This is a genomic window from Sphingosinicella humi, from assembly GCF_003129465.1.
Classification (GTDB): Bacteria; Pseudomonadota; Alphaproteobacteria; order Sphingomonadales; family Sphingomonadaceae; genus Allosphingosinicella; species Allosphingosinicella humi.
On the sequence record NZ_QFFF01000001.1, the window covers coordinates 1,533,415 to 1,554,426 of the forward strand.

A 21,012-nucleotide genomic window follows, 5' to 3' on the forward strand; every position below is an offset into this window, starting at 1 on the left:
GGAGACGAAGGCATGTCCACCGTGATCCGCCCAGGGAAAGACGCGGCCGGCGGGCCGCCGGAGGCTCTGCGCGAGTTCGCCGAGGATTGGGCGTCCGACCAGGAGGTCTTCAAGGGCGTCCACTGGGGGAAGGCCATGATGTGGATCTTCCTCCTCTCCGATACTTTCATATTTTCGAGCTTCCTCGTCTCCTACATGACGATGCGTTCGTCGGTGACGGTGCCCTGGCCCAACACCAGCGAGGTGTTCGGCCTCACCGTCGGCGGCGTTTCGGTGCCGCTGCTCCTCATCGCAATCATGACCTTCGTCCTGATCAGCTCCAGCGGCACCATGGCGATGGCGGTCAACTACGGATATCGCCGCAACCGCAAGGTCACGACCGCACTGATGATCGCCACCGCCGTCCTCGGCGCGACCTTCGTCTCGATGCAGGCCTTCGAATGGACCAAGCTCATCCACGAGGGCGTCCGGCCCTGGGGCAATCCCTGGGGGGCGGAGCAGTTCGGCGCCTCCTTCTTCATGATCACCGGCTTCCATGGCCTCCACGTCTCGGCCGGGGTCATCATGCTGCTGATTGTCGCCTCCAAGGTGTGGCGCGGCCATTACGACCGGTCCGGCGATTACAGCGCGGTCGAGATAGCCGGCCTCTACTGGCACTTCGTCGACCTCGTCTGGGTCTTCATCTTCGCCTTCTTCTACCTGTGGTGAGACGCCCATGAACCACGTGATCCATCCCGTTCAGGACGACGCCCACCAGACCGCGCCGCCGCCCGCGCACGAACCCGGGCAGCAGCATCCGATCGGCATCTACTTCAAAATCTGGGGCCTGCTCTTCGTGCTGAGCGCCATGTCCTACGCGGTCGACTATTTCGCCGTGCAGGGGGTGATGCGCTGGGTGCTCATCATCACCTTCATGATCTTGAAGGCGGGGCTGATCGTCGCCGTGTTCATGCACATGATGTGGGAGCGGATGGCGCTGATCTACGCGATCCTCGTGCCGCCGCTGGCGCTCGGCACCTTGGTTTGGCTGATGTGGATCGAGTCCGACTACACCTTCTGGACCCGTATTCTCTTCTTCGACGGGGGCGGCTGATGGACGGCTGGGAGTGGACCAAGGTCGGCACCGCGGTCGGCGCGGCCGTCGCGGTGATGCTGGGCGGCTATTGGTTCTCGGGTGAGCTCTTGGACGTCAATTATCCTGAGGCACGCGGCTATGGGGTGGAAGGTGTCGCGCCCATAGATCTCGCCGCTCTCCAGCGCGCTTGGCCGGCCGGCATGCACCAGCCTGGCGACCCCGCCGAGCTCAAGGGCTATATGGCCCATATCGAAAAGGCGGCGCTTCCCGTGGGCGAAGCCGGCACCGGAACTGCCGCCGAAGCCGTTCCGACGGACCTCGGCACCCTCCTCGCCGCCGCCGACCCGGCTCGCGGCGAAAGCGTCGGCAAGGTCTGCGCCTCCTGCCATACGTTCGAGCAGGGCGGCCCCAACCGCGTCGGACCCAATCTCTGGGCTATTGTCGGTCGGCCGGTAGGGAGCGCGCCGGGCTTCGCCTATTCCGACGCTCTCGCCAGCCATTCCGGTGCCTGGACCTACGAGCAGCTCGATATCTATCTCGAAAGCCCGGCACGGGCGATCCCCGGCAACAAGATGTCCTTTGGCGGACTTCGCAATCCCAAGAGCCGCGCCAACCTGCTCGCCTGGCTGGGCACGCTGAACCGAACCCCGGCTCCGTTCCCGGCACCCACGCCCGTCGAAGCCTCCGGGGCAACGCCGGCGCCCACCAATGAAAAGGCGGCGCCCTGAGGCCGGTCCAGGTCAGGCCGCTTTCATGCGACTTTCGCCCAAGCGGGTCGGCGTCATCGGCGGCGCATGGGCCACCCGGTTTCGACCGGCATTCTTCGCGGCATAGAGCGCCTCGTCGGCCCGTCGATAAAGCGACTGGAAGGTCGAGCCTGGTGCGGCTTCGGCGACGCCGATGCTGACGCTGAGCCGAGTGCTTTCGCCGATCAGATCCGCGAGAGACAGGGCGCCGAGACAGGTGCGCACGCGCTCGGCCAATTCGGGCAAGTCCGCGTGTGACAGACCGGTAGCGCCGAGAGCGAACTCCTCTCCGCCGAGCCGGGCCGCGTGGAAGCCCGCGCCGGCGAGCTCGTCGAGGCGGCTCGCCAGGCGCTGCAGCACGCCGTCGCCGGCTTCATGTCCGAAGCGATCGTTGATCGCCTTGAAATGGTCCACGTCGATGAGGAGCAGGGCGAAGGCTCCGTCACGCTTGGCGAGGCGCGCCAGGGCCTTTTCCGCGCGTTCGACGAAGCCCCGGCGATTGAGGAGCCCGGTCAGGGGATCGCGCTGGGCGAGCTCGCGAAGCTCGGCCTGGGCGGCTCTTGCCGCGTCGCGCTCGGCGCGAAAGCGGGCGAGGTTCAGCGTCGTCGCGACCGAGATCCAGACGGTCTGCATCGCGGAAGCGAAGAGGACGGCGATTTGAGGGCCACCGCCGAACAGGCTCGTCCCCATGTCGAACAACTGCGTCGCGCCGAGGACGACCATCGGCACGGCCCAGGCGAGGAAGAAGGACCGCGCCTCCCGGCTGCCGCGACGCCAGGCAAGGCCGATAAGGAGGGCGACGGCGGCGAGCACGGCCAGCACGAGGACGCTGCTGACAGGTCCGAGAAGGTCGATGACGATGGGCGGCCCGAACGCCAGCGGCACCCCGACCGCCGCGACGCCCCATCCGAGCGCCAGCACGAGCCGCTGCAGCCATCTCGGCACGGTCCCGGCTTCGGGACAGGTAGCGGCGCATGTCGCGGCGAAGGCGATGGCCAAGGTGGCGAGCAGGGTGCAGAGCCTGGACGCGGTGGTGCCGGCAAGCCCCGGGAAGGCGATAAGCGCGAGTTGCGACCAGAGAAGCCCCCAAATCAGCACCGAGGCCACCCAGGCCGCGTGCCAGACGACGAAGCGCTGCCGCGATGCCCTTGCCAGCAGCAGGTTGTAGGCGCTGCTGAGTGCGAGCAGGGTGAGCGCGCCGCCGATCAGGCTTGCGGCGAGCGCCGCGTCGCGCGCCGCCGCGCCGGCGGGGAGCAGGCGCGTACGCAACAGCTGGTAGTCGGCAAGCCGATCGACGCCGAGCGTGACCGAGGTGAGCGCTGCTTCCCGCTGGGGCGCGCTGAAGGCGACTTGGCCGCCGACGCGCCAATAGGAGCCATAGTCGCCGGCCCGAACCGCGTGCCGCACGATCCGGCCATCGGCATAGCCGAAAAGCACCGTCAGCCCCTGGAAGCGACTTTGGTGGACGAGCAAGGTGGCGCCTTCCATGCCCAGTTCTTCCGCTACGGGCGCGGCGCTTAGCCAGAGTCGCCGATCTTCATGGCCGCTGGGCCTGCCCTGGCAGTTCCAGGCCGGGCCGGCAACGGCTCCGATCGGCGTCACCTGGTGGCAATAGCGCTCGGCGATGGGAGGGGACTGTTCGGCATGCGCGAGGGCGGCCTGCGACGCCAGCAGCAAGAGGACGAACATGAATAGCCGCTCGAACACAGTCAGCCCCCGCCTAACCCCGTCGACCATAAGCTAGCGGCGGAAACGAAAGATTAACTGCGCGGCCGCTCCGCCAGCTTGCGCTCCCAAGCGAGCGCGTTGGCGACGATCGTGTCGAGGTCGTCGCGCTTGGGCCGCCAGGGGAGAGTGGCGAGGATGCGCGCATTGTCCGCGACCAGCGCGTCCGGATCGCCGGCCCGGCGCGCCTCGACGCGGCGGTCGAGCTTCCTGTTGGTGACGCGGTCGACGGCGTCGAGGACCTGGAGGACCGAGAAGCCCCGGCCGTAGCCGCAATTCATGATGTGCGACGCCTCGGGCTCCGCGATCAGCTTCTCGAGCGCGTCGACATGGGCGGCGGCGAGGTCGCTGACATGGATATAGTCGCGCACACCGGTGCCGTCGGGGGTCTCGTAATCGGTGCCGTAGACGGCGACATGGCTGCGCTTTCCGATGGCCGCCTCGACGGCGACCTTGATGAGGTGGGTGGCGCCCGCGGTCGACTGGCCCGAGCGTCCCCGCGGATCGGCGCCCGCTACGTTGAAGTAACGAAGCGCGCAGAAGTTCATCGGGTGGGCGTGGGCCGTGTCGGCGAGCATCCGCTCCGTCATCAGCTTCGACCAGCCATAGGGATTGATCGGCTGGGTGCGTGAGTCCTCGCCTACCGGCACCCGTTCCGGGATGCCGTAGGTCGCCGCCGTCGAGGAGAAGATGAAGTGGCGAACGCCGCCCCGCACGGCGCTCTCGATCAGCGAACGGCTCTTCACCGTGTTGTTCTCATAATATTTGAGCGGGTTTTCCACCGACTCCGGCACGACCACCGATCCGGCGAAGTGGATGATCGCCTTGATGCCATGCTCTTCGATCAGTCGCGCGACGAGCGACTGGTCGGCGATGTCCCCCTCGGCGAAGACCGCGCCTTCCGGTACCGCCCAGCGAAAGCCGGTGGTGAGATTGTCGATCACGATGACGGGCCAGCCGGCGTCGAGCAGCGCCAGCACGGCGTGGCTGCCGATATAGCCGGCGCCGCCGGTCACCAGCACCGGAAGCTTTTCCCCACCCTGGCTCATTTTGGCGCCTCTCCAATGGCTGTGATTGCAGCAAAATTCCCTGCGGATCGTTTCAGTCCCTATACGAAGCCGCATAACGACGAGGTGATGTAATGAAAGCCCTTTTCTCCCGCGCCTGCGCTCTCGCGCTCGTCGCCTCGCTCGCGGGCTGTGCCTCCAATCCCGCCTCGCGGGGCGTCGAAGTCACCCGCTTCCACCTCGGTCAGGATCCCATCGCCCGCGGCCAGATCGCCGTTGAGCCGATCAGTCCGGCCGGCGCGGGCAGCCTCGAATTCCGCACCCTCGCCGCTCCCGTCGCGCAGCAGCTGGCGCGCCTCGGCTGGAACGTGGTGGGGACGGTCGGCCAGTCCGAGCAGGTCGCGACCGTGCATGTCGAGCGCGGCGCCCGCGGCAACCTCGGACGGGACCGCTCGGCCGTCAATGTCGGCGTCGGCGGCCACACCGGCGGCTGGGGGAGCGGCGTTGGCGTGGGCGTGGGAGTCGGTCTCGGCAGTCTCTTGGGCGGCGGCGGGTGCGAGGATGTCGTCGCCACCTTGATGGAGGTGCGGATCAAGCGCCGCTCCGACGGCACCGTCTTCTGGGAAGGCCGCGGCATTACCGAAGCCTGCGCCGGCAGCGCCGAAGCCCAGCCAGACTATGCCGCGCAAAAGCTGTCCGAGGCGCTGTTTCGGGACTTCCCCGGGGAGTCGGGCCGCACTATCAGGGTTGAATGACCTATAGCATTTCGAGCGCCTTCGATGGCGGCAACATCCGTTTGGTCGCCATCGAAGGCGATCGTATCGACCTTGAGATCGTCAAGGATCATCAGTCCGATTTCTACCAGTGGTTCTATTTCCGGCTGACCGGCGCCGGCGGCAAGGCCGTCGAGCTGCGGCTCCTGAACTGCGCCGATTCCGCCTATCCGCACGGCTGGGACGGGTACCGCGCTCGCCTCTCCTACGATCGCGAATATTGGGAGCAGGCGGAGACGAGCTACGAGAAGGGCATCCTCACCATCAAGGTGACGCCGGCGTCCGACAGCGTCTGGTTCGCCTATTTCGCGCCCTATACGATGGAGCGGCATCACGATCTCGTCGCCTCCGTCGCCGCCTATCCGGACGTCGAATATAAGTCGCTCGGCCAGACGCTGGACGGGCAGGAGATCGACTATTTCCGCGTCGGCGAGGGGCCGCTCTCGGTCTGGCTCTACGCCCGGCAGCATCCCGGCGAGACGATGGCCGAATGGTGGATGGAAGGCGCGCTCGAGAAGCTGCTCGACGACGCCGACCCGGTATCCCGGCGCCTGGTCCGGAAGGCGACCTTCCATATCGTCCCCAACATGAATCCGGATGGTTCCAAGCGCGGGCATCTCCGCACCAACGCGGCCGGGATCAACCTCAATCGCGAGTGGCACGAACCTTCGGCGGAGAAGAGCCCCGAAGTGCTCCACGTGCTCGCAGAAATGGACAAGACCGGCGTCGATTTCGCGATGGACATCCATGGCGACGAGGCGATCGCCGCCAACTTCCTCGCCGGCTTCGAGGGCATCCCGTCCTTCAAGCAGGCGCAGCAGGATCTGTTCAACGGCTTCTCCGACGAGCTGGTGAAGCTCTCGCCCGACTTCCAGACAGAGAAGGGCTATGAGATACCGGGTCCGGGGCAGGCGAACCTTTCCATGTCCACCGCCCAGCTCGCCGAGCGCTTCGGCGCGGTGTCGATGACGCTGGAAATGCCTTTCAAGGACAATGACGATCTGCCCGATCCGGACCATGGCTGGTCGCCGGAGCGCAGCCGCCTCCTCGCCCGCTCCTGCCTCGACGCGCTCCACGCGATGATCGACGAACTTCCGAAGCGGCGCTGACGATGCCGAAGCTGGTACTGATCCGCCACGGCCAGTCGGCGTGGAACCTGGAAAATCGCTTCACCGGCTGGTGGGACGTGGACCTTACAGAGCTGGGCGCCCGCGAGGCGAAGGAAGCCGGCGAGCTGATGGCGGCCAAGGGTCTCGACTTCGACCTTTGCTTCACCTCGGTGCAGACCCGCGCGATCAAGACGCTTCATCTCGGGCTCGAGGCGATGGGTCGGCTGTGGCTGCCGGTCGAGAAGCACTGGCGCCTCAACGAGCGTCACTATGGTGGCCTCACCGGCCTCAACAAGCAGGAGATGCGGGAGAAGGTCGGCGAGGAACAGGTCCATATCTGGCGCCGCTCCTTCGACATCGCGCCGCCCGCGATGGAGCCGGACAGCCCCTTCGACCTTGCCAATGACCGCCGCTATGCCGGCATCGACGTGCCCCAGACCGAGAGCCTCAAGGATACGATCGCGCGCGTTCTGCCTTATTGGGAGGAACGGATCGCGCCGGCGCTGAAGGCGGGCGAGCGCGTGCTGATATCGGCGCATGGCAATTCGCTCCGCGCGCTCGTGAAGCATCTGTCGAACATTTCGGACGACGAGATTACGGGCCTCGAAATCCCGACTGGCCAGCCGATCGTCTACGAGCTGGACGAAGGGCTGAACGCGAAGGAGCGCTATTATCTGAAGGACCGCTAGCTCCCGCCGAGGGCGGAGCGGCTACGCCTCTTCCCTGGCGGCGCGGAGCGTATGCTCGGCGCGGCGAACCACGTCGTCCACCGTGTCGCCGGGAAGGATGGTCGCGATGCCGATCGTCGCATGCAGCGCGACCGTGGCGCTGCCGAGGTCGAGCGGGCTGCCGGCGATGCAGCGGAACAGCCGGTCGGCCGTTTCGATCGCGCTATTATGGTCTAGATGGTCGAGGATCAGGCCGAAGGCGTCGCCATCGATCCGGGCGAGCGCATCGGTCGAACGGATGAGGCCGCCGAGCAGCTTCGCCATATGAATGAGAGCGGCGTCGCCGGCGACCTGGCCGTGGCCGCCGTTGATTGCCGCCAAATTGCTGAGCTCAATGTGGAGCAGGGCGGCCGGCGTTCCGTGACGCTCCGCCTGTCCGACCGCCCTTTCCAGCTCGCGGAGGAAGCCGCGGCGGTTGGGAAGCGGCGTCAACGTGTCGAGATCGGCGGCCTGCTCGAGCTCGTCGACGCGCTCGCGCATTTGCGCAAGCGAGGCGCGCAGGAGCGCATTCTCGTCGGCAAGCTGCGAAGGCCGTTCAGTCGCCGTCCGGTCCGTTTCCGCCACCCGTCACCTCACTCGCTCTTGCGCCGCCGCAATCTAGGCGGGAGCGGTTAACAGAGAGTGAGGGGCCGGCGCTGCTCGGATCGAGCGAACGAGAAGGGCGGGAGCGCTCCCGCCCTTCGTCGGCCTGCTCACCGCTGCGGAACTCGCATGTCCTTGCGCTGCGGTGCGCTTCTTAGGTGCGCCTACGCTCCCTCGATGGCCGGTTCGCGGGCCTGGGCGGTTTCCGGGCTCGCCGTTTCGGTCCGGCCGGTGCGCGTCGACGAACGCTCGGTCGTGCGGGTGGACGCGGTCAGGTCGGACGGGCGGTAGAAGACCAGGATCCGGCGCCGATATTCGGGCGTGAACTCGGGTTCCTCATTGGGCTCGAAGCGAGGCGCGGCGGCCAGCTCGTCCTTGGAAATGTCGAGCCCGTAGCCGTCATTCGCCTCGTCATAGTCGAGCAGCGGCCATGGCAGGGGGAAGAGGCTCTGGCCGAAGCCCATGGTGCCGCCGAAGCTCATGATCGCATAGGCGACACGGCCCGTATATTTGTCGACCATAAAGCTCTGGATCGTGCCGAGCCGCTCTCCATCGCGGCCGACGACCGGCGTCCCCTCCACCTTCCTGGATGAGATGAGGCGGAGATTCTCGTCGGTTTCCAGCCGAAGCTCGAAATCGTCCTCGGCCTTGCCGTGACGACGCCGTCCCGATTGATACCAGCGATTGGCGGCATAGGCGGCACCCGCCACCGCGGCGGCGCTCGCCACGCCCATTCCAACCTTGTTCCAGCTCCAATGGCCGCCCTCGAGGCGCCTCAGCTTGGCTTGCTCATACTGCTCGCCGAGCTCGGCCACGCCGATACGGGCCTCGCATTGGGCGGCGATCGCCCGATGACGCTTGGCGACCACGTCGAAGCGCTCGAGGGCATTGCGAAACTCGGCCGTCCATTCGTGGGTGTTCTTGTCGCGGCGGTCGAGAGCGGAGAGGGACTTGCGAAGCTCCTTGTGGAGACTCTTTATGTCTCCGACCGCCGTCTTCGCCTCGCCTTCCTTCTTGAGGGGCGTGAACAGAACGTCCTCGATGACGGCGAGATGCCGGCGCAGCTGCAGGTCGAACAGGTCGAACTGATTGTCGCGGCCGCCGACGCCCCCTGCGTCGCCGCTGCGGATGATGTCCTCGCCCAGCGAATGTATCTGCCTGTGGTCGTGTTCAAGATGGCGATTGATGTCCATCGACTACTCCTTTCTGCCGGGATTGGCTTGAGACAAACCAACGGAGCGCGCAGCCGACCGTTCCCCGATGCGAAGCCGGGCCGTGCCCTGAGGCGGATGCATCGCGCCGCCGCCCGGCCTTGCCCCGACCGGCGTGGCTCGTTAGCGTCTCGTCGATCCGCCACTCGACTGGACAGTAGCCGTGCCCCACTCTTCGCTTTCGCGCGCCGCCGGAGCCGTCTTCGCCGCCGCCCTGCTCTTGCTTTCCGCCTGTTCCTCCGAAAAGGCGAACGAGGCGCCCACGGCGCCCGGCGAAGAGCGGATGGTGGCGCCGGTGCTGCTGACCGAGGACGCCAAGGACATTCACAGCTACGCCATTCCGGCCGAGGCGCGCGTCACTCATGTCGCGCTGGACCTCGTCACCGATTTCGACGCGCGGCAGGTCGGCGGCACCGCAACGCTCGACATCCAGGCGGCCGAGGGCGCCAATAGGATCGTGCTCGATACCAAGGGGCTGCAGATCCGGTCGGTGACCAACGCCCAGGGCCAGATGCTGCCCTGGAAGCTCGGCAACGCCGACGAGACTCTCGGCGCGCCGCTCACCGTGCAGCTGAACGGCGCCGATCAGATCAAGATCACCTACAAGAGCGCCCCGGATGCGGCGGCGCTGCAATGGCTGTCGCCCGAGCAGACGTCGGGCAAGAAATATCCCTTCCTGTTCAGCCAGGGTCAGGCGATCCTCAACCGCACCTGGATTCCGACCCAGGACAGCCCGGGCATCCGCCAGACCTGGGAGGCGCGCATCGTCGTGCCGGCGCCGCTGAAGGCGGTGATGAGCGCCCAGAACCTGATGCCCGAGGGCGAGGAAGTGGAGGGTGGCGGCCGCGCCTTCCACTTCAAGATGGACAAGCCCGTCGCGCCCTATCTGATCGCGCTCGCCGTCGGCGACATCGCCTTCCAGTCATTGGGACCGCGCACCGGCGTCTATGCCGAGCCGTCGATGCTGAAGGCCGCCGCCAACGAGCTCGCCGATACCGAGCGGATGGTCGAAGCGGCCGAAGCGCTCTACGGCCCCTATCGCTGGGGCCGCTACGACATGATCGTACTGCCGCCGGCCTTTCCCTTCGGCGGCATGGAGAATCCGCGCCTCACCTTCCTGACGCCGACCGTCCTAGCCGGCGACAAGAGCCTCGTCTCGCTGATCGCGCACGAACTGGCGCACAGCTGGTCCGGCAATCTCGTTACCAACGCCACCTGGGCGGATTTCTGGCTCAACGAGGGCGTGACCTCCTACATCGAAGGCCGGATCATGGAGGAGCTGTACGGCCGCGAACGCGCCGCCCAGCTCATCGAGCTCGGCTGGGAGGAGCTGGAGGCGGCGATCCAGGACGCGGGAGCCGAGTCTCCCATGACCCGGCTCCACCTCGACCTCGCCGATCAAGACCCGGACGAGGGCATGAGCTCCATCGCCTACGACAAGGGTGCAGCCTTCCTCCGCACCATCGAGAAGGCCGTCGGACGCCAGCGCTTCGACCAGTGGCTGCGCGGCTATTTCGATCGGCACGCCTTCCAGCCGATCACCAGCGCCCTGTTCCTGGCGGACCTTCGCAAGAATCTGATCCAGAATGACGAGCGTCTGGAGCAGCTGCTCCGGCTGGACGAATGGGTGTATCAGCCGGGCCTTCCCGCCAATGCCGTCGTCCTCAGGTCCGAAGGCTTCCGCGTCGTCGACCAGCAGGCGCAGGCTTATGCGCTCGGCGCGCCGGCCGCCTCGCTCGGCTTCCCCAAATGGAGCTACGCGCAGCAGGTCCGTTTCCTGAACGCGCTGCCGCGCGAGCTGCCGGAAGAGCGTCTGTCGGCGCTCGATACCACCTTCAACCTGTCGCAGTCGAACAACAGCGAGGTACTGTTCGCCTGGCTGCAGCTCGCAATCGCCAACCGCTATGACCCCGCCGTCCCGGCGCTCGAACGGTTCCTCACCAGCCAGGGACGGCGCAAGTTCGTCGCGCCGCTGTTCGATTCGCTGGTCGCGCAGGGCGAGTGGGGCCGCCCCATCGCCACCCGAATCTACGAGGCCGCGCGGCCGACCTATCACGCGGTCACGGCCGGGACGATCGACAGGCTGTTGAAGGATCTGCCGGAAGAGCAGGCGAAAGCCGCCTAGCCTTCACGCGCTTGCGTCCGATTTCAGGCGCTAGACTGAAGCACTTGCGGCGGCCGCAGGCCTCGGCGGCGCGCGCGTCTTAACACTCCATCAAGGCTCTGCAGATAGTAAGTCGGCTCCGGTCAGTTGGTCAGGGTGCCCATGTTCAACGCTCCTGTTTCCGCAGATGCAGCCGCCAGCGAAGCCGCCCCCTCCGAAATGCCGGATGCGGAGCTTCCCTACGACGACGGCAATGAACGTCTGCGCCGGGCGCACCTCCATAATGGCCAGGCGAAGGCCACCGCGCTGTTCGCTCCTTATTTCGCCCTCGCGAGCGTCGGCGCGGCCGTGCTCGTCGGCTGGGCGATGTTCGAGCAGGGTCAACTCCAACGGATCATTCCCTGGCTCGCCGCCGTAGCCGGCGGTCATTGGTGGGCCTATCGCAAGGCGATCGAAGCCGGCGCCGCGGCCGGCGGTCGCAGCGCGCGGATCGAGCCGACCTGGCGCCCGGTGCTGGAAGCGGTCGTGCTGGCCGGAATATGGGCGTCGCTGCCCGTCTACGCCTTCGCTTTGCATCCGAGCGGAGTGCAGGTGGTGATCGCCGGCGCGATGGGCGCACTCATCGTCGCGGGCCTGGCGTTGACCGCGATTCCCGCCGCGGCGGTGGCGTGGATCGCGACGATGGCGTTGGCCTTGTGCTTCGCCTATTGGTTCAACAGTCCTTCCATCAATCCCAAGCTCGCCGCCACCATCGTCGGCTTCGCCGCCATCGCCATCCTCGGCATCGCCCGCCTCACTCGCTGGACCTACGGCGCTCTGCAGGACATGGCGCGGATCAACACCCAGGCGGAATCGGTCCGCCTGCTGCTCCGCGAATATGAGCATCGCGGCGTCGGCTGGCTGTGGCAGATCGATAGCGAGAACCGGGTCGTCTACATTTCCTCGCGGATGACCTCGCTGCTTGGCCGTTCGGCCAGCCAGCTTATGGGTCATTCGCTTCCCGCCGCGCTCGGCGGCAACAGTGCGCTCGGCCGCACGCTGCTCGCCCGTCAGCCTTTCGCCAATCTCGAGATGGAGCTGAGGACGCGGCGCGGCACCCGCTGGATCAGCCTTGCCGGCGATCCGATCATCGACATGGCCGGCCAGTTCCAGGGGTTTCGAGGGGTCGGTTCGGACATCACGGAGGTTAGGAAGACGCAGGAGCGGCTCACCAACCTCGCCAATATGGACGTGCTTTCGGGCCTCCCCAATCGCGGCCGCGTCCGTCAGCTTCTCGGCGAAGCGCTCTCCACGGCGCAGGCGACCAATATTCCCTGCGCGATCATGTTCCTCGACCTCGACGGCTTCAAGCCGGTCAACGATACGTTCGGCCACCCCAAGGGCGACGCCGTCCTGAAGGGCGTCGCGCAGCGGCTCGTCAAGGAGGTCGGCGATGCCGGCTATGTCGGGCGCATGGGGGGCGACGAGTTCGCTATCGTCATCAAGGATGCCCAGGGTCGCAAGATCGTCGAGAACCTCGCCGACCGCCTCATCCAGTCCGTCGCGCAGCCCTACCGCATCGACAAGGTCGAGATCCGGATCGGCGTCTCGATCGGCTGCGCCTTCGGCCCCATCGACGGGCAGAGTGTCGACGATCTCATCCAGAAGGCCGACATCGCCCTCTACCAGGCCAAGGGCCAGGGGCGCGGCACCTGCTGCTATTTCAATGCGGAGATGCAGAGCGTTGCCGAGCATAAGCTGAAGCTCGAGCAGGACCTCTCCCACGCCATTGGCGCCGGCCAGCTGAAGCTTCTCTACCAGCCGCTGATCAACGCCGCCGACCAGAGCCTCGTCGGCTTCGAGGCGCTCATTCGCTGGCATCATCCGACGCGGGGCGTGGTGCCGCCAACCGAGTTCATCCCGCTCGCGGAAGAGACCGGGCTCATCATGAACCTCGGCGACTGGGTGATCGAGGAAGCGTGCCGGGCCGCGTCGCAGTGGCCTGAGAATATCTCGGTGGCTGTCAACCTGTCGGCGCGCCAACTCGTCCTTCCCGCCCTCCCCGCTACCGTCAACGCCGCGCTGTCGCGCTACCGCGTCCAGGCGAACCGGCTCGAGCTGGAAGTGACGGAAAGCGTGTTCCTGGAGGATACGGCCGGTTCGCTCGACGTGCTGAAGCGGCTCCGCGCCCTCGGCGTCGGCATCGCGCTCGACGATTTCGGCACCGGCTATTCCTCGCTCGGCTATCTGAACAAGGCCGTCTTCCACAAATTGAAGATCGACGGCAGCTTCGTGCGCGAGGCCGCGGGCAACAGGGAGACGGTGGCGATCATCCAGTCGATCGTCCAGCTGGCGAAGAGCTTCCGCATGACCGTGACCGCCGAGGGCGTCGAGACCGCGGACGACTTCACCCGCATGCGCGACCTCGGCTGCCATCAGATCCAGGGCTATCTATTCGGCCGCCCGATGGAGTTCGAACGCGCCAGCGAGCTGGTCCACGGCACGCAAAACCGGCTGTCGGCCTGATCGCCGCCCGCGTGGGGGCGGCTCAATAATCAGGCTTCTTCCAGCGCTCTCATCTTCGCGATCTTCTCCCGCCACACCAGCGGGGCTAGGTGGTGGACGCTCTCGCCGGCAGCGTCGACGGCCACCGTCACCGGCATGTCCTGAACCTCGAACTCGTAGATCGCCTCCATGCCGAGATCCTCGAAGCCGACGACCTTCGAGCCCTTGATCGCGCGGGCGACGAGATAGGCCGCTCCGCCGACCGCCATCAGATAGGCGCTCTTGTGCTCGCGGATCGCATCGATCGCCATCGGCCCGCGCTCGGCCTTGCCGACCATGGCGAGCAGGCCCTGCTCCAGCATCATGCGGGTGAACTTGTCCATGCGCGTCGCGGTCGTGGGGCCGGCAGGGCCGACCACCTCCTCGCCGACCGGGTCGACCGGGCCGACATAGTAGATAACGCGTCCGCGGAACTCGACGGGCAGCTCCTCGCCGCGGTCGAGCATGTCCTTGATGCGCTTGTGGGCGGCGTCGCGGCCGGTCAGCATCTTGCCGTTCAGGAGCAGCCGGTCGCCATGCTTCCAGCTCTGGACGATCTCGGGCGTCAGCGCGTCGAGATCGACGCGGATCGCCTCCTTGGACGGGGTCCAGTTGACGTCCGGCCAGTCGGCGAGGTTCGGCGTCTCGAGATAGGCCGGGCCCGATCCGTCGAGCGTGAAGTGCGCATGGCGGGTCGCCGCGCAATTGGGGATCATCGCCACCGGCTTCGAGGCCGCATGGGTCGGCCAATCCAAGATCTTGACGTCGAGGATGGTCGAAAGCCCGCCCAGCCCCTGCGCGCCGATGCCGAGCGCGTTCACCTTGTCGAACAGCTCGATGCGAAGCTCCTCGATCTTGTTCTGGGGACCGCGTGCCTTGAGTTGCGCCATGTCGATCGCGCCCATCAGGCTTTCCTTGGCGAGCAGCATCGCCTTTTCGGCGGTGCCGCCAATGCCGATGCCCAGCATGCCGGGCGGGCACCAGCCGGCGCCCATCTGCGGCACCATCTCCAGCACCCAGTCGACGATCGAATCCGACGGGTTCAGCATCTTGAACTTGGTCTTGTTCTCCGAGCCGCCGCCCTTGGCCGCGACGTCGATCGAAACCGTCGCGCCCGGCACCATCTCGACATGCATCACCGAGGGCGTGTTGTCCTTCGTGTTCACGCGGCCGAAGGCGGGGTCGGCGAGGATCGAGGCGCGGAGCGGATTTTCGGGGTTGCGATAGGCGCGACGCACCCCCTCGTCGATTACTTCCTGGAGGCTCTTGCTCGACTCCAGCCGGCAATCCTGCCCCCATTTCACGAAGACGGTGACGATGCCCGTGTCCTGGCAGATCGGTCGGTGCCCTTCGGCGCACATGCGGCTGTTGGTCAGGATCTGCGCGATCGCGTCCTTCGCTGCGGGGCTCTCCTCCGCCTTATAAGCCTCCCCAAGCGCCCGGATATAATCCATCGGGTGGTAATAGGAGATGTACTGAAGGGCATCGGCGACGCTCTCGATGAGGTCCGCCTCGCGAATGATGGTGGTCAAGGCTTTTGCTTCCGAAGGGATGTGACTGCGTCCGCGCTTCTAACGAGGATTCTCCCAAAACGGGAGGGGTAGGCGTCCGCCACTATCGAAAGGCCACCGGCGTGAGCGATTCAGCGCCCGCTCGCCCTTTTGGTGCGGAGCGTCGGATCGGCGGCGGCAGGGTCGTCGGGCCAGGGGTGCTTGGGATAGCGCCCCCGCATTTCCTTGGCGACGGAACTCCAGCTTCCTTTCCAGAAGCCGGGCAGGTCGGGAGTCGTCTGGATCGGCCGGCCGGCGGGGGAGGTGAGGCTGAGGACGAGTGGGACCTTGCCATTGGCGATGGCGGGGTGCTCGGCAAGGCCGAACAGCGCCTGCACCCGCACGGTGACGGTAGGGCCGCCCTCCGCCTCATAGTCGATGGCGTGGCTGCTGCCGGCCGGGGTGGTGAAGGCGTGCGGCGCGAACCGGTCGACCGCCTTGCGGCCCTCCCATCCAAGTCGGGCATCGAGGACTCCGGTGAGAGCGGCGGGGTCGATCTCGCCGAGGCGGCGCTTGCCGGCGACGATCAGCGGCAGCCACTCGTCGAGCGAGGCGAGGAGCGCGACATCGGAAAGGTCGGGGAGCGCCGGGTCGTGCGCTGTCGCGAACGCGGCGCGCCGGCGGAGCGATCGGGCTGCTTCGCTCCAGGGGAGGCGGTCGAGGCCGTGCTGGCGGACGCCCTCGACCAGCGCCGCGGCGATGGCCTCGGGGTCGGCGCGACTGTCCTGGCCGCCGGAGAGTCGGATCGCGCCGAGATGGCGGCCGTGGGTCGCCTGGACGCCCCCTGTCGCGGGATCGAAGCGGACCTGTGCGCCGGTCTCGATGCGGTCCCCGAAGAGCGCTTCGATGTCTGCCTCGTCGATGGGCGCGGCCGAGAGGATGCGGGCGCCCGACGCCGCGCCTCCGACCTCGGCGACCGCAAGCCATTGTTCGCGGGCGAGTGGGGAGGCGGGATCGAGCCGGAAGCCGCGGCCGCCGGCGGAGAGCCAGTCGGTGCCTTCAGCGCTGCGGCGTTTTGACAAGCGGTCGGGAAAGGCGAGGGCGACACATGGACCTACGTCGTTCGTCCCGAACGCAGTCGAGGGGTGTTTCTCTGAGTCCGTGCCAGCGCCCTTCGACTTCGCTCGGGACGAACGAGTGATTTGCAGCCATCTCTTGGCCAACCCTCGTGCCGCTTCCGCGCGCTTGCCGCGGTCGCCGCGCCAGCGTCGCAGCCTGAGCTCCAGGTCCGTGTCATTATTGCCGCCAAGACCGCGTTCCGACAAAAGCACCGCCACCTCCGCCGCCGTCTCGCCCCAGCCGCGGGCGTCGGCCTCCAACATCATGTGAGCGAGGCGCGGGGGGAGGGGCAGAGCGGCGACGGCCTTGCCGTGCGGGGTCGGGCGGCCACCCTCGTCAAGGGCGCCGAGCGACCGTAGGCGTTTGCGGGCTTCGTCGATGGCGGCGGTGGGGGGCGGGTCGATCCATTTCAAGTCGCGCGGATCGGAGACGCCCCAGAGCGCGCAGTCGAGGAGAAGGGCCGAGAGGTCCGCTTCCAATATCTCGGGCGGATCGAAGCGGGGGAGGGCGGCGGTCGCGGCTTCTTCCCACAGGCGGTAGACGGTGCCGGGGCCTTGCCGTCCCGCGCGGCCGGCGCGCTGGGTGACAGCGGCCTGGCTGGCGCGCTCGGTGACCAGCCGAGTGATGCCGGCGCCGCGGTCGTAGCGGGGACGGCGGGCGAGGCCGCTGTCGACGACGATGCGGACGCCATCGAGGGTGAGGCTGGTCTCGGCGATGGAGGTGGCGAGGACGACCTTGCGATGGCCCGTCGGTGCGGCGACGATGGCGGCACGCTGGTCCCTCGGGTCGAGGGAGCCGTGCAGGCGATGCAACTCGACGTTGGAGGGGAGGCGATCCAGCCGCTCCGCCGTCCGCTCGATCTCGGCGACGCCGGGCAGGAAGGCGAGCAGGCTCCCCTCCGCCTCCCCCAGCGCGCGGCGGATGGTGCCCGCCATCTCATCCTCGATCCGCTTCTCCGGCGAACGGCCAAGATAACGAAGGTCGATGGGATGGCTGCGGCCTTCACTCTCGATCACCGGTGCGTCGCCCATGAGCGCCGCGAATCGGGCGCCGTCGAGCGTCGCCGACATGGCGAGCAGGCGGAGGTCCGGCCTCAGCGCCGCCTGCGCGTCGAGGGCGAGGGCGAGGCCGAAATCGCTGTCCAGGCTGCGCTCGTGGACCTCGTCGAACAGCACGGCGGAGACGCCGGCAAGCTCCGGATCCGCCTGGATCCGATTGCGGAATATGCCTTCGGTGAGGACGAGGATACGGGTCTTGGCCGAGCGCTTGCTGTCGAGCCGGGTCGCATAGCCGATCGTCTCGCCCGGCCTCTCCCCCGCCAGCTCCGCCATGCGCTCGGCCGCGGCCCGCGCGGCGAGGCGGCGCGGGGAAAGGAGCAGGATCTCGCCCGTGCACCAGGGCTGATCGAGCAGCGCCGGCGCGACGGCCGTCGTCTTGCCCGCCCCAGGCGGCGCGACGAGCACGGCGTTCGATCCGCGCCGGAGGGCGGCCAGCAAGTCAGGTAGAACGAGATTGATCGGCAGGCTCAGCACGGTGGTTCCGGAAAGGTGACAGGATGAAGCTCGCAAGGCCGGCACATGATTAGACTGTAAAAGGTCCCGATTAGGAAGGCTCCTAATCTCGTCCTGGCAGTTGCGCCATGGCAGGAACCGGGCGTGTCCTCACGCAACGAATCCTGCGTCTTTACCCGCAGCGGGGAAGTCGCCGCGCAATACCGAACATTAAGCAATTCGGGCTAACCAGATGATGGACCTTTAATTCAGGGAGCTGGGGCGTGTCCAAGGGCGCGGTTTCGCTTGGCTTGCAGGCGGAACAGTCCGCAACCAACCGATCGTTTATAGATCTCATCTCACGCCTGGGTCCGCAGCGAAGGCCGAGAACATCTCGCCGCATGTCGACGGCCGAAGCTTTGCTTCTCCTGAAGGCATTCGAAGAGTCCTGCAACGGATGGTTCTGGTCGACGGACGAGGGCGGACATGTGACGTACCTCAGCGGGAGCATGTGTGACCTGCTGGGGGGAGGGCCCGAAGCTTTCCTCGGCTACGAATTCACGCGGCTTTTCATCCATGTCGACGAAGATAGCAGCGGCCGACGCACGCTTCCCTTTTTGCTGTCAAAGCATTCGCCGTTCGAGCGCCTGACCGTCAGGGCGGCCGTCGCAGACAATGAGCGCTGCTGGTCCCTGTCTGGACGACCGCAGTTCGACGAGAGCGGCCGTTTCCTGGGCTATCGCGGCAGCGCCGTCGACGTGACGGAGCATCGCAAATCGTCCGAGCATGCATCGCTACTGGCGCAATATGACGCGCTGACCGGATTGCCGAACCGGCGGCGGATGGCGGAGGTGCTGGAGACGAACCTGCGCATCGCGCGGCATCAGAACACGTCCTGCGCCATCATGCTCATCGACCTGGACCGCTTCAAGCAGGTCAACGACACGCTCGGTCATCCCGCCGGAGATCAGCTGCTCAAGCAGGTGGCCGAGCGAGTGGTCAGGATCGTGGGGCATCAGGAATCGGTCTTCCGCCTGGGCGGCGACGAGTTTCAGGTCGTCCTGCGAAACAACGACAATCGCGGCATATTGGGCGATCTCGCGACCGATATCATCCGGTCGATTTCCCAGCCTTATCTGATCGAAGGAAGCCGCTGCATCATCGGTGCCTCGATCGGAATCGCGGTGGCTCCGCTGGATGGAGACAGCAAGGACGAACTGATCAGAAATGCCGACCTTGCTCTTTACGCCTCCAAGGGCGCCGGACGGGGACGGTTTCGCTTCTTTTCCAGTGAACTGCTGAAGGACGCAGAGGACAAGCGAACTCTCGAGGAGGATTTGCGTGAGGCCTTGGCGCGCGGCGAAATGAGCGTCGAGTATCAGCCGATCGTCAATGCCAGAACCAACCGCATGACCGGCGTCGAAGCGCTCGTCAGATGGCGACATCCGGTGCGCGGCGACGTGTCTCCGGCCCTCTTCATTCCCATTGCCGAGGAAGCCGGGATCATCGCGCAGATCGGCGAATGGGTGTTGCGCAAGGCCTGCGCGGATGCCGCCGGCTGGCCGCGCAAGCTCCGGGTCGCCGTGAACGTGTCGCCGATCCAATTTTCGAGCGAGAGGTTTCCAGCGACCGTCGTGAATGCCCTCGCGCATTCAGGCCTGGCACCCAATCAGCTCGAGCTGGAGATCACCGAGGGCGTCTTCCTCAGCCAGTCGGCCGACACGGACACGATCTTCTCGGCGCTGAAGGAGCTCGGCGTGCGATTGGCGCTCGACGACTTCGGAACAGGCTATTCGTCCCTCGGCTACCTCCAGAGCGCGCCGTTCGACAAGATTAAGATCGACCAATCCTTCGTCAGGGCCGCGACGCTGCCGGACTCCCGGAACAGCGCGATCATCGCGGCCATTGTCGCGCTCGCCGAGGCGCTCGACATGGAAACGACGGCGGAGGGCATCGAATATATGGATCAGTTGAACCTGATCCGGGAATTGAGGGTCAGCCACGCCCAAGGCTGGATCTACAGCCGGGCCCTGAGCTCCGCCGATCTGAGCGAGAAGCTCGAAACCGGTGATTGGGTTATCGAGCCTTCCGGGCCCGCCAGACAGCGAAGCGCGCGGCAATCGGTCTATCGGCGGGTCGGCGTCATCCACGACGGCCGTTATGAACAGGCCATCATTCAAAACCTGTCCGAGTCCGGTGCGCTCATCGTGGGTGCGATCGCGCTCAATCCGGACACCCTGCTCGTCGTGGATTTCGGCGACGGCCAACTCGCCTTCGCACGCGTGATCCGTTCGGATGGACGCAAGCACGGGGTCGCGTTCGAGCAGCATCTCGTCGACGACGGCAATGGCGGGCTGTGCACGAGCCATCGCGTGTCGCCCTATCTGCTAAGCACGATGGGCCTGCCCACACCCTCAAATCCGGTCGTGGAGGACGAGGGCGTCAGCCCGACACCGCTGGAAAAGCTTGCCGAGCGTCTCGGGCTTACTCTTGCGCCGCGCCGGTCGCTGCAGCACTCGTCCGGTTCGGACGGCAGCGGAGCAGGCGCCTATGGTGATACGGCGACGACCATCCGCGACTTGTCGGCGCGGTATCTGGACATGTTCGAAGGGGATGAGCACAGTCGCGAACGCGCCAAGCGCGACTTGCGGAACCACGTGCTGCCGCGCTTCGGCCAGTTGCGCCTCGATGAGGTCTCGGAAGCGGATCTATTCGCCTGGCTTGCCGCGAAGGTCGAGGTCGAGGCCTGTCCGGCGGGCACGGACGACCGGCTCCACGCGCTCCTGAACCAGATATGGAATCTTGCCGTGAAGCTCGGCCTGCCCGGCGCGGAGTCTAACCCGCTCGAGAGGCACAGCATGGGCGAATGGCGGGCGGCTCGACATGAGGCGCTGACGGCGGAGAGCGCCCTGAAGCTTCTTGAGGCGGCCCAGTCCAGTTCGAACCGGGAACTCAAGTTCATCCTCGCCATGATGATGATCACCGGTGTCCGCCCGGGAGAATTGCTGAAGGCCGAATGGGATCACATCGACGTCGAAGAGCGTCACTGGACGCTTCCAGAGATCGAGGCCGGAAGGTCGCGCCAGGCGCAGCTGGGCGACGGTGCGATCAGATTGCTGGCGGCCCTGCCGAGGCCGGCGGGTTCTCGGTATCTCGTGTCCAACCCCCGCACCGGGCAGCCCTATCGGTCGATCCAGGGCAGCTGGGAAGCGGTGAAGGTCAAAGCCGGCCTGCCGCACGTCGAGCTGGACGATCTGAGATACTGCGCCATCGAGGCGAATGAGATACTCGCCCGGCTCAGACTATCCGCGGAAGAGGCTCTCTGAACGC

At 66.5% G+C, this 21,012-nt stretch carries 15 protein-coding genes; 9 read left to right on the forward strand and 6 right to left on the reverse strand.

The genetic code is table 11. The features are described from left to right. Positions 1-12 precede the first annotated feature (12 nt). The 3 genes from DF286_RS07610 to DF286_RS07620 are packed head-to-tail and all read left to right on the forward strand — an operon-like array spanning position 13 to position 1,803. On the forward strand, positions 13-708 hold the full coding sequence (locus DF286_RS07610; RefSeq protein WP_109270883.1) for a heme-copper oxidase subunit III family protein: 696 nt from the start codon (positions 13-15) through the stop codon (positions 706-708). 7 nt (positions 709-715) lie between these two features. Continuing rightward, positions 716-1,093, forward strand: coding sequence for a cytochrome C oxidase subunit IV family protein (locus DF286_RS07615; protein WP_109270884.1), 378 nt, complete (start codon positions 716-718; stop codon positions 1,091-1,093). Further along, positions 1,093-1,803: a c-type cytochrome gene (locus DF286_RS07620; protein WP_109270885.1), complete on the forward strand. Its 711-nt coding sequence runs from the start codon at positions 1,093-1,095 to the stop codon at positions 1,801-1,803. Before DF286_RS07615 ends, DF286_RS07620 begins: the two co-directional genes overlap by 1 nt. A 12-nt stretch (positions 1,804-1,815) precedes the next feature. Here the strand turns inward: DF286_RS07620 and DF286_RS07625 are convergent, their stop codons facing one another. Both DF286_RS07625 and galE read right to left on the reverse strand, forming a co-directional pair. Continuing rightward, the gene (locus DF286_RS07625) at positions 1,816-3,528 is read right to left on the reverse strand and encodes a GGDEF domain-containing protein (protein ID WP_158274641.1); all 1,713 of its coding nucleotides are present in this window, start codon (positions 3,526-3,528) and stop codon (positions 1,816-1,818) included. A gap of 53 nt (positions 3,529-3,581) precedes the next feature. Beyond that, positions 3,582-4,595 (reverse strand): UDP-glucose 4-epimerase GalE, encoded by a 1,014-nt coding sequence (galE, locus tag DF286_RS07630; protein ID WP_109270887.1) that lies wholly within the window; start codon positions 4,593-4,595, stop codon positions 3,582-3,584. Between the two features lie 92 nt (positions 4,596-4,687). Here galE and DF286_RS07635 point away from each other — a divergent pair, with 92 nt between their 5' ends. The 3 genes from DF286_RS07635 to gpmA are packed head-to-tail and all read left to right on the forward strand — an operon-like array spanning position 4,688 to position 7,124. Continuing rightward, positions 4,688-5,308, forward strand: a complete 621-nt coding sequence (locus tag DF286_RS07635; protein WP_109270888.1) for a DUF4136 domain-containing protein — start codon at positions 4,688-4,690, stop codon at positions 5,306-5,308. Then, complete coding sequence (locus tag DF286_RS07640; RefSeq protein WP_109270889.1) at positions 5,305-6,435, forward strand: M14 family metallopeptidase; 1,131 nt, start codon at positions 5,305-5,307, stop codon at positions 6,433-6,435. The genes DF286_RS07635 and DF286_RS07640 overlap by 4 nt, the downstream gene beginning before the upstream one ends. A gap of 2 nt (positions 6,436-6,437) precedes the next feature. After that, positions 6,438-7,124 (forward strand): 2,3-diphosphoglycerate-dependent phosphoglycerate mutase, encoded by a 687-nt coding sequence (gene gpmA / locus DF286_RS07645; protein WP_109270890.1) that lies wholly within the window; start codon positions 6,438-6,440, stop codon positions 7,122-7,124. A 21-nt stretch (positions 7,125-7,145) separates the two neighbouring features. Here the strand turns inward: gpmA and DF286_RS07650 are convergent, their stop codons facing one another. Both DF286_RS07650 and DF286_RS15385 read right to left on the reverse strand, forming a co-directional pair. Beyond that, positions 7,146-7,727 carry a GGDEF domain-containing protein gene (locus DF286_RS07650; protein WP_109270891.1) on the reverse strand — a complete coding sequence of 194 codons (582 nt, stop codon included), beginning with the start codon at positions 7,725-7,727 and terminating at the stop codon, positions 7,146-7,148. Between the two features lie 182 nt (positions 7,728-7,909). Next, entirely contained in the window at positions 7,910-8,938 is a 1,029-nt protein-coding gene (locus DF286_RS15385) for a PRC-barrel domain-containing protein (RefSeq protein ID WP_243444763.1), read from the reverse strand. A 181-nt stretch (positions 8,939-9,119) separates the two neighbouring features. Here DF286_RS15385 and DF286_RS07660 point away from each other — a divergent pair, with 181 nt between their 5' ends. Together DF286_RS07660 and DF286_RS07665 are read left to right on the forward strand one after the other, a co-directional pair. After that, entirely contained in the window at positions 9,120-11,081 is a 1,962-nt protein-coding gene (locus tag DF286_RS07660) for a M1 family metallopeptidase (protein ID WP_341533233.1), read from the forward strand. A gap of 141 nt (positions 11,082-11,222) precedes the next feature. Beyond that, on the forward strand, positions 11,223-13,565 hold the full coding sequence (locus DF286_RS07665; protein WP_109270892.1) for a putative bifunctional diguanylate cyclase/phosphodiesterase: 2,343 nt from the start codon (positions 11,223-11,225) through the stop codon (positions 13,563-13,565). Between the two features lie 29 nt (positions 13,566-13,594). Here DF286_RS07665 and DF286_RS07670 read toward each other — a convergent pair whose 3' ends face one another. Both DF286_RS07670 and hrpB read right to left on the reverse strand, forming a co-directional pair. Beyond that, positions 13,595-15,115, reverse strand: coding sequence for a fumarate hydratase (locus DF286_RS07670; protein ID WP_109270893.1), 1,521 nt, complete (start codon positions 15,113-15,115; stop codon positions 13,595-13,597). Between the two features lie 110 nt (positions 15,116-15,225). Then, complete coding sequence (hrpB, locus tag DF286_RS07675; RefSeq protein WP_109270894.1) at positions 15,226-17,724, reverse strand: ATP-dependent helicase HrpB; 2,499 nt, start codon at positions 17,722-17,724, stop codon at positions 15,226-15,228. A 359-nt stretch (positions 17,725-18,083) separates the two neighbouring features. On the opposite strand from hrpB, the gene DF286_RS07680 reads away from it, so the two are divergent. Then, entirely contained in the window at positions 18,084-21,008 is a 2,925-nt protein-coding gene (locus DF286_RS07680; protein ID WP_109270895.1) for an EAL domain-containing protein, read from the forward strand. Positions 21,009-21,012 lie beyond the last annotated feature (4 nt).

Bases quoted from the DNA above. Each gene is read 5' to 3' on its own strand.
- DF286_RS07610 (WP_109270883.1), top strand. From the start codon at position 13: ATGTCCACCGTGATCCGCCCAGGGAAAGACGCGGCCGGCGGGCCGCCG.
- DF286_RS07615 (WP_109270884.1), top strand. From the start codon at position 716: ATGAACCACGTGATCCATCCCGTTCAGGACGACGCCCACCAGACCGCG.
- DF286_RS07620 (WP_109270885.1), top strand. From the start codon at position 1,093: ATGGACGGCTGGGAGTGGACCAAGGTCGGCACCGCGGTCGGCGCGGCC.
- galE (WP_109270887.1), bottom strand. From the start codon at position 4,595: ATGAGCCAGGGTGGGGAAAAGCTTCCGGTGCTGGTGACCGGCGGCGCC.
- DF286_RS07635 (WP_109270888.1), top strand. From the start codon at position 4,688: ATGAAAGCCCTTTTCTCCCGCGCCTGCGCTCTCGCGCTCGTCGCCTCG.
- DF286_RS07640 (WP_109270889.1), top strand. From the start codon at position 5,305: ATGACCTATAGCATTTCGAGCGCCTTCGATGGCGGCAACATCCGTTTG.
- gpmA (WP_109270890.1), top strand. From the start codon at position 6,438: ATGCCGAAGCTGGTACTGATCCGCCACGGCCAGTCGGCGTGGAACCTG.
- DF286_RS15385 (WP_243444763.1), bottom strand. From the start codon at position 8,938: ATGGACATCAATCGCCATCTTGAACACGACCACAGGCAGATACATTCG.
- DF286_RS07665 (WP_109270892.1), top strand. From the start codon at position 11,223: ATGTTCAACGCTCCTGTTTCCGCAGATGCAGCCGCCAGCGAAGCCGCC.
- DF286_RS07680 (WP_109270895.1), top strand. From the start codon at position 18,084: ATGTCGACGGCCGAAGCTTTGCTTCTCCTGAAGGCATTCGAAGAGTCC.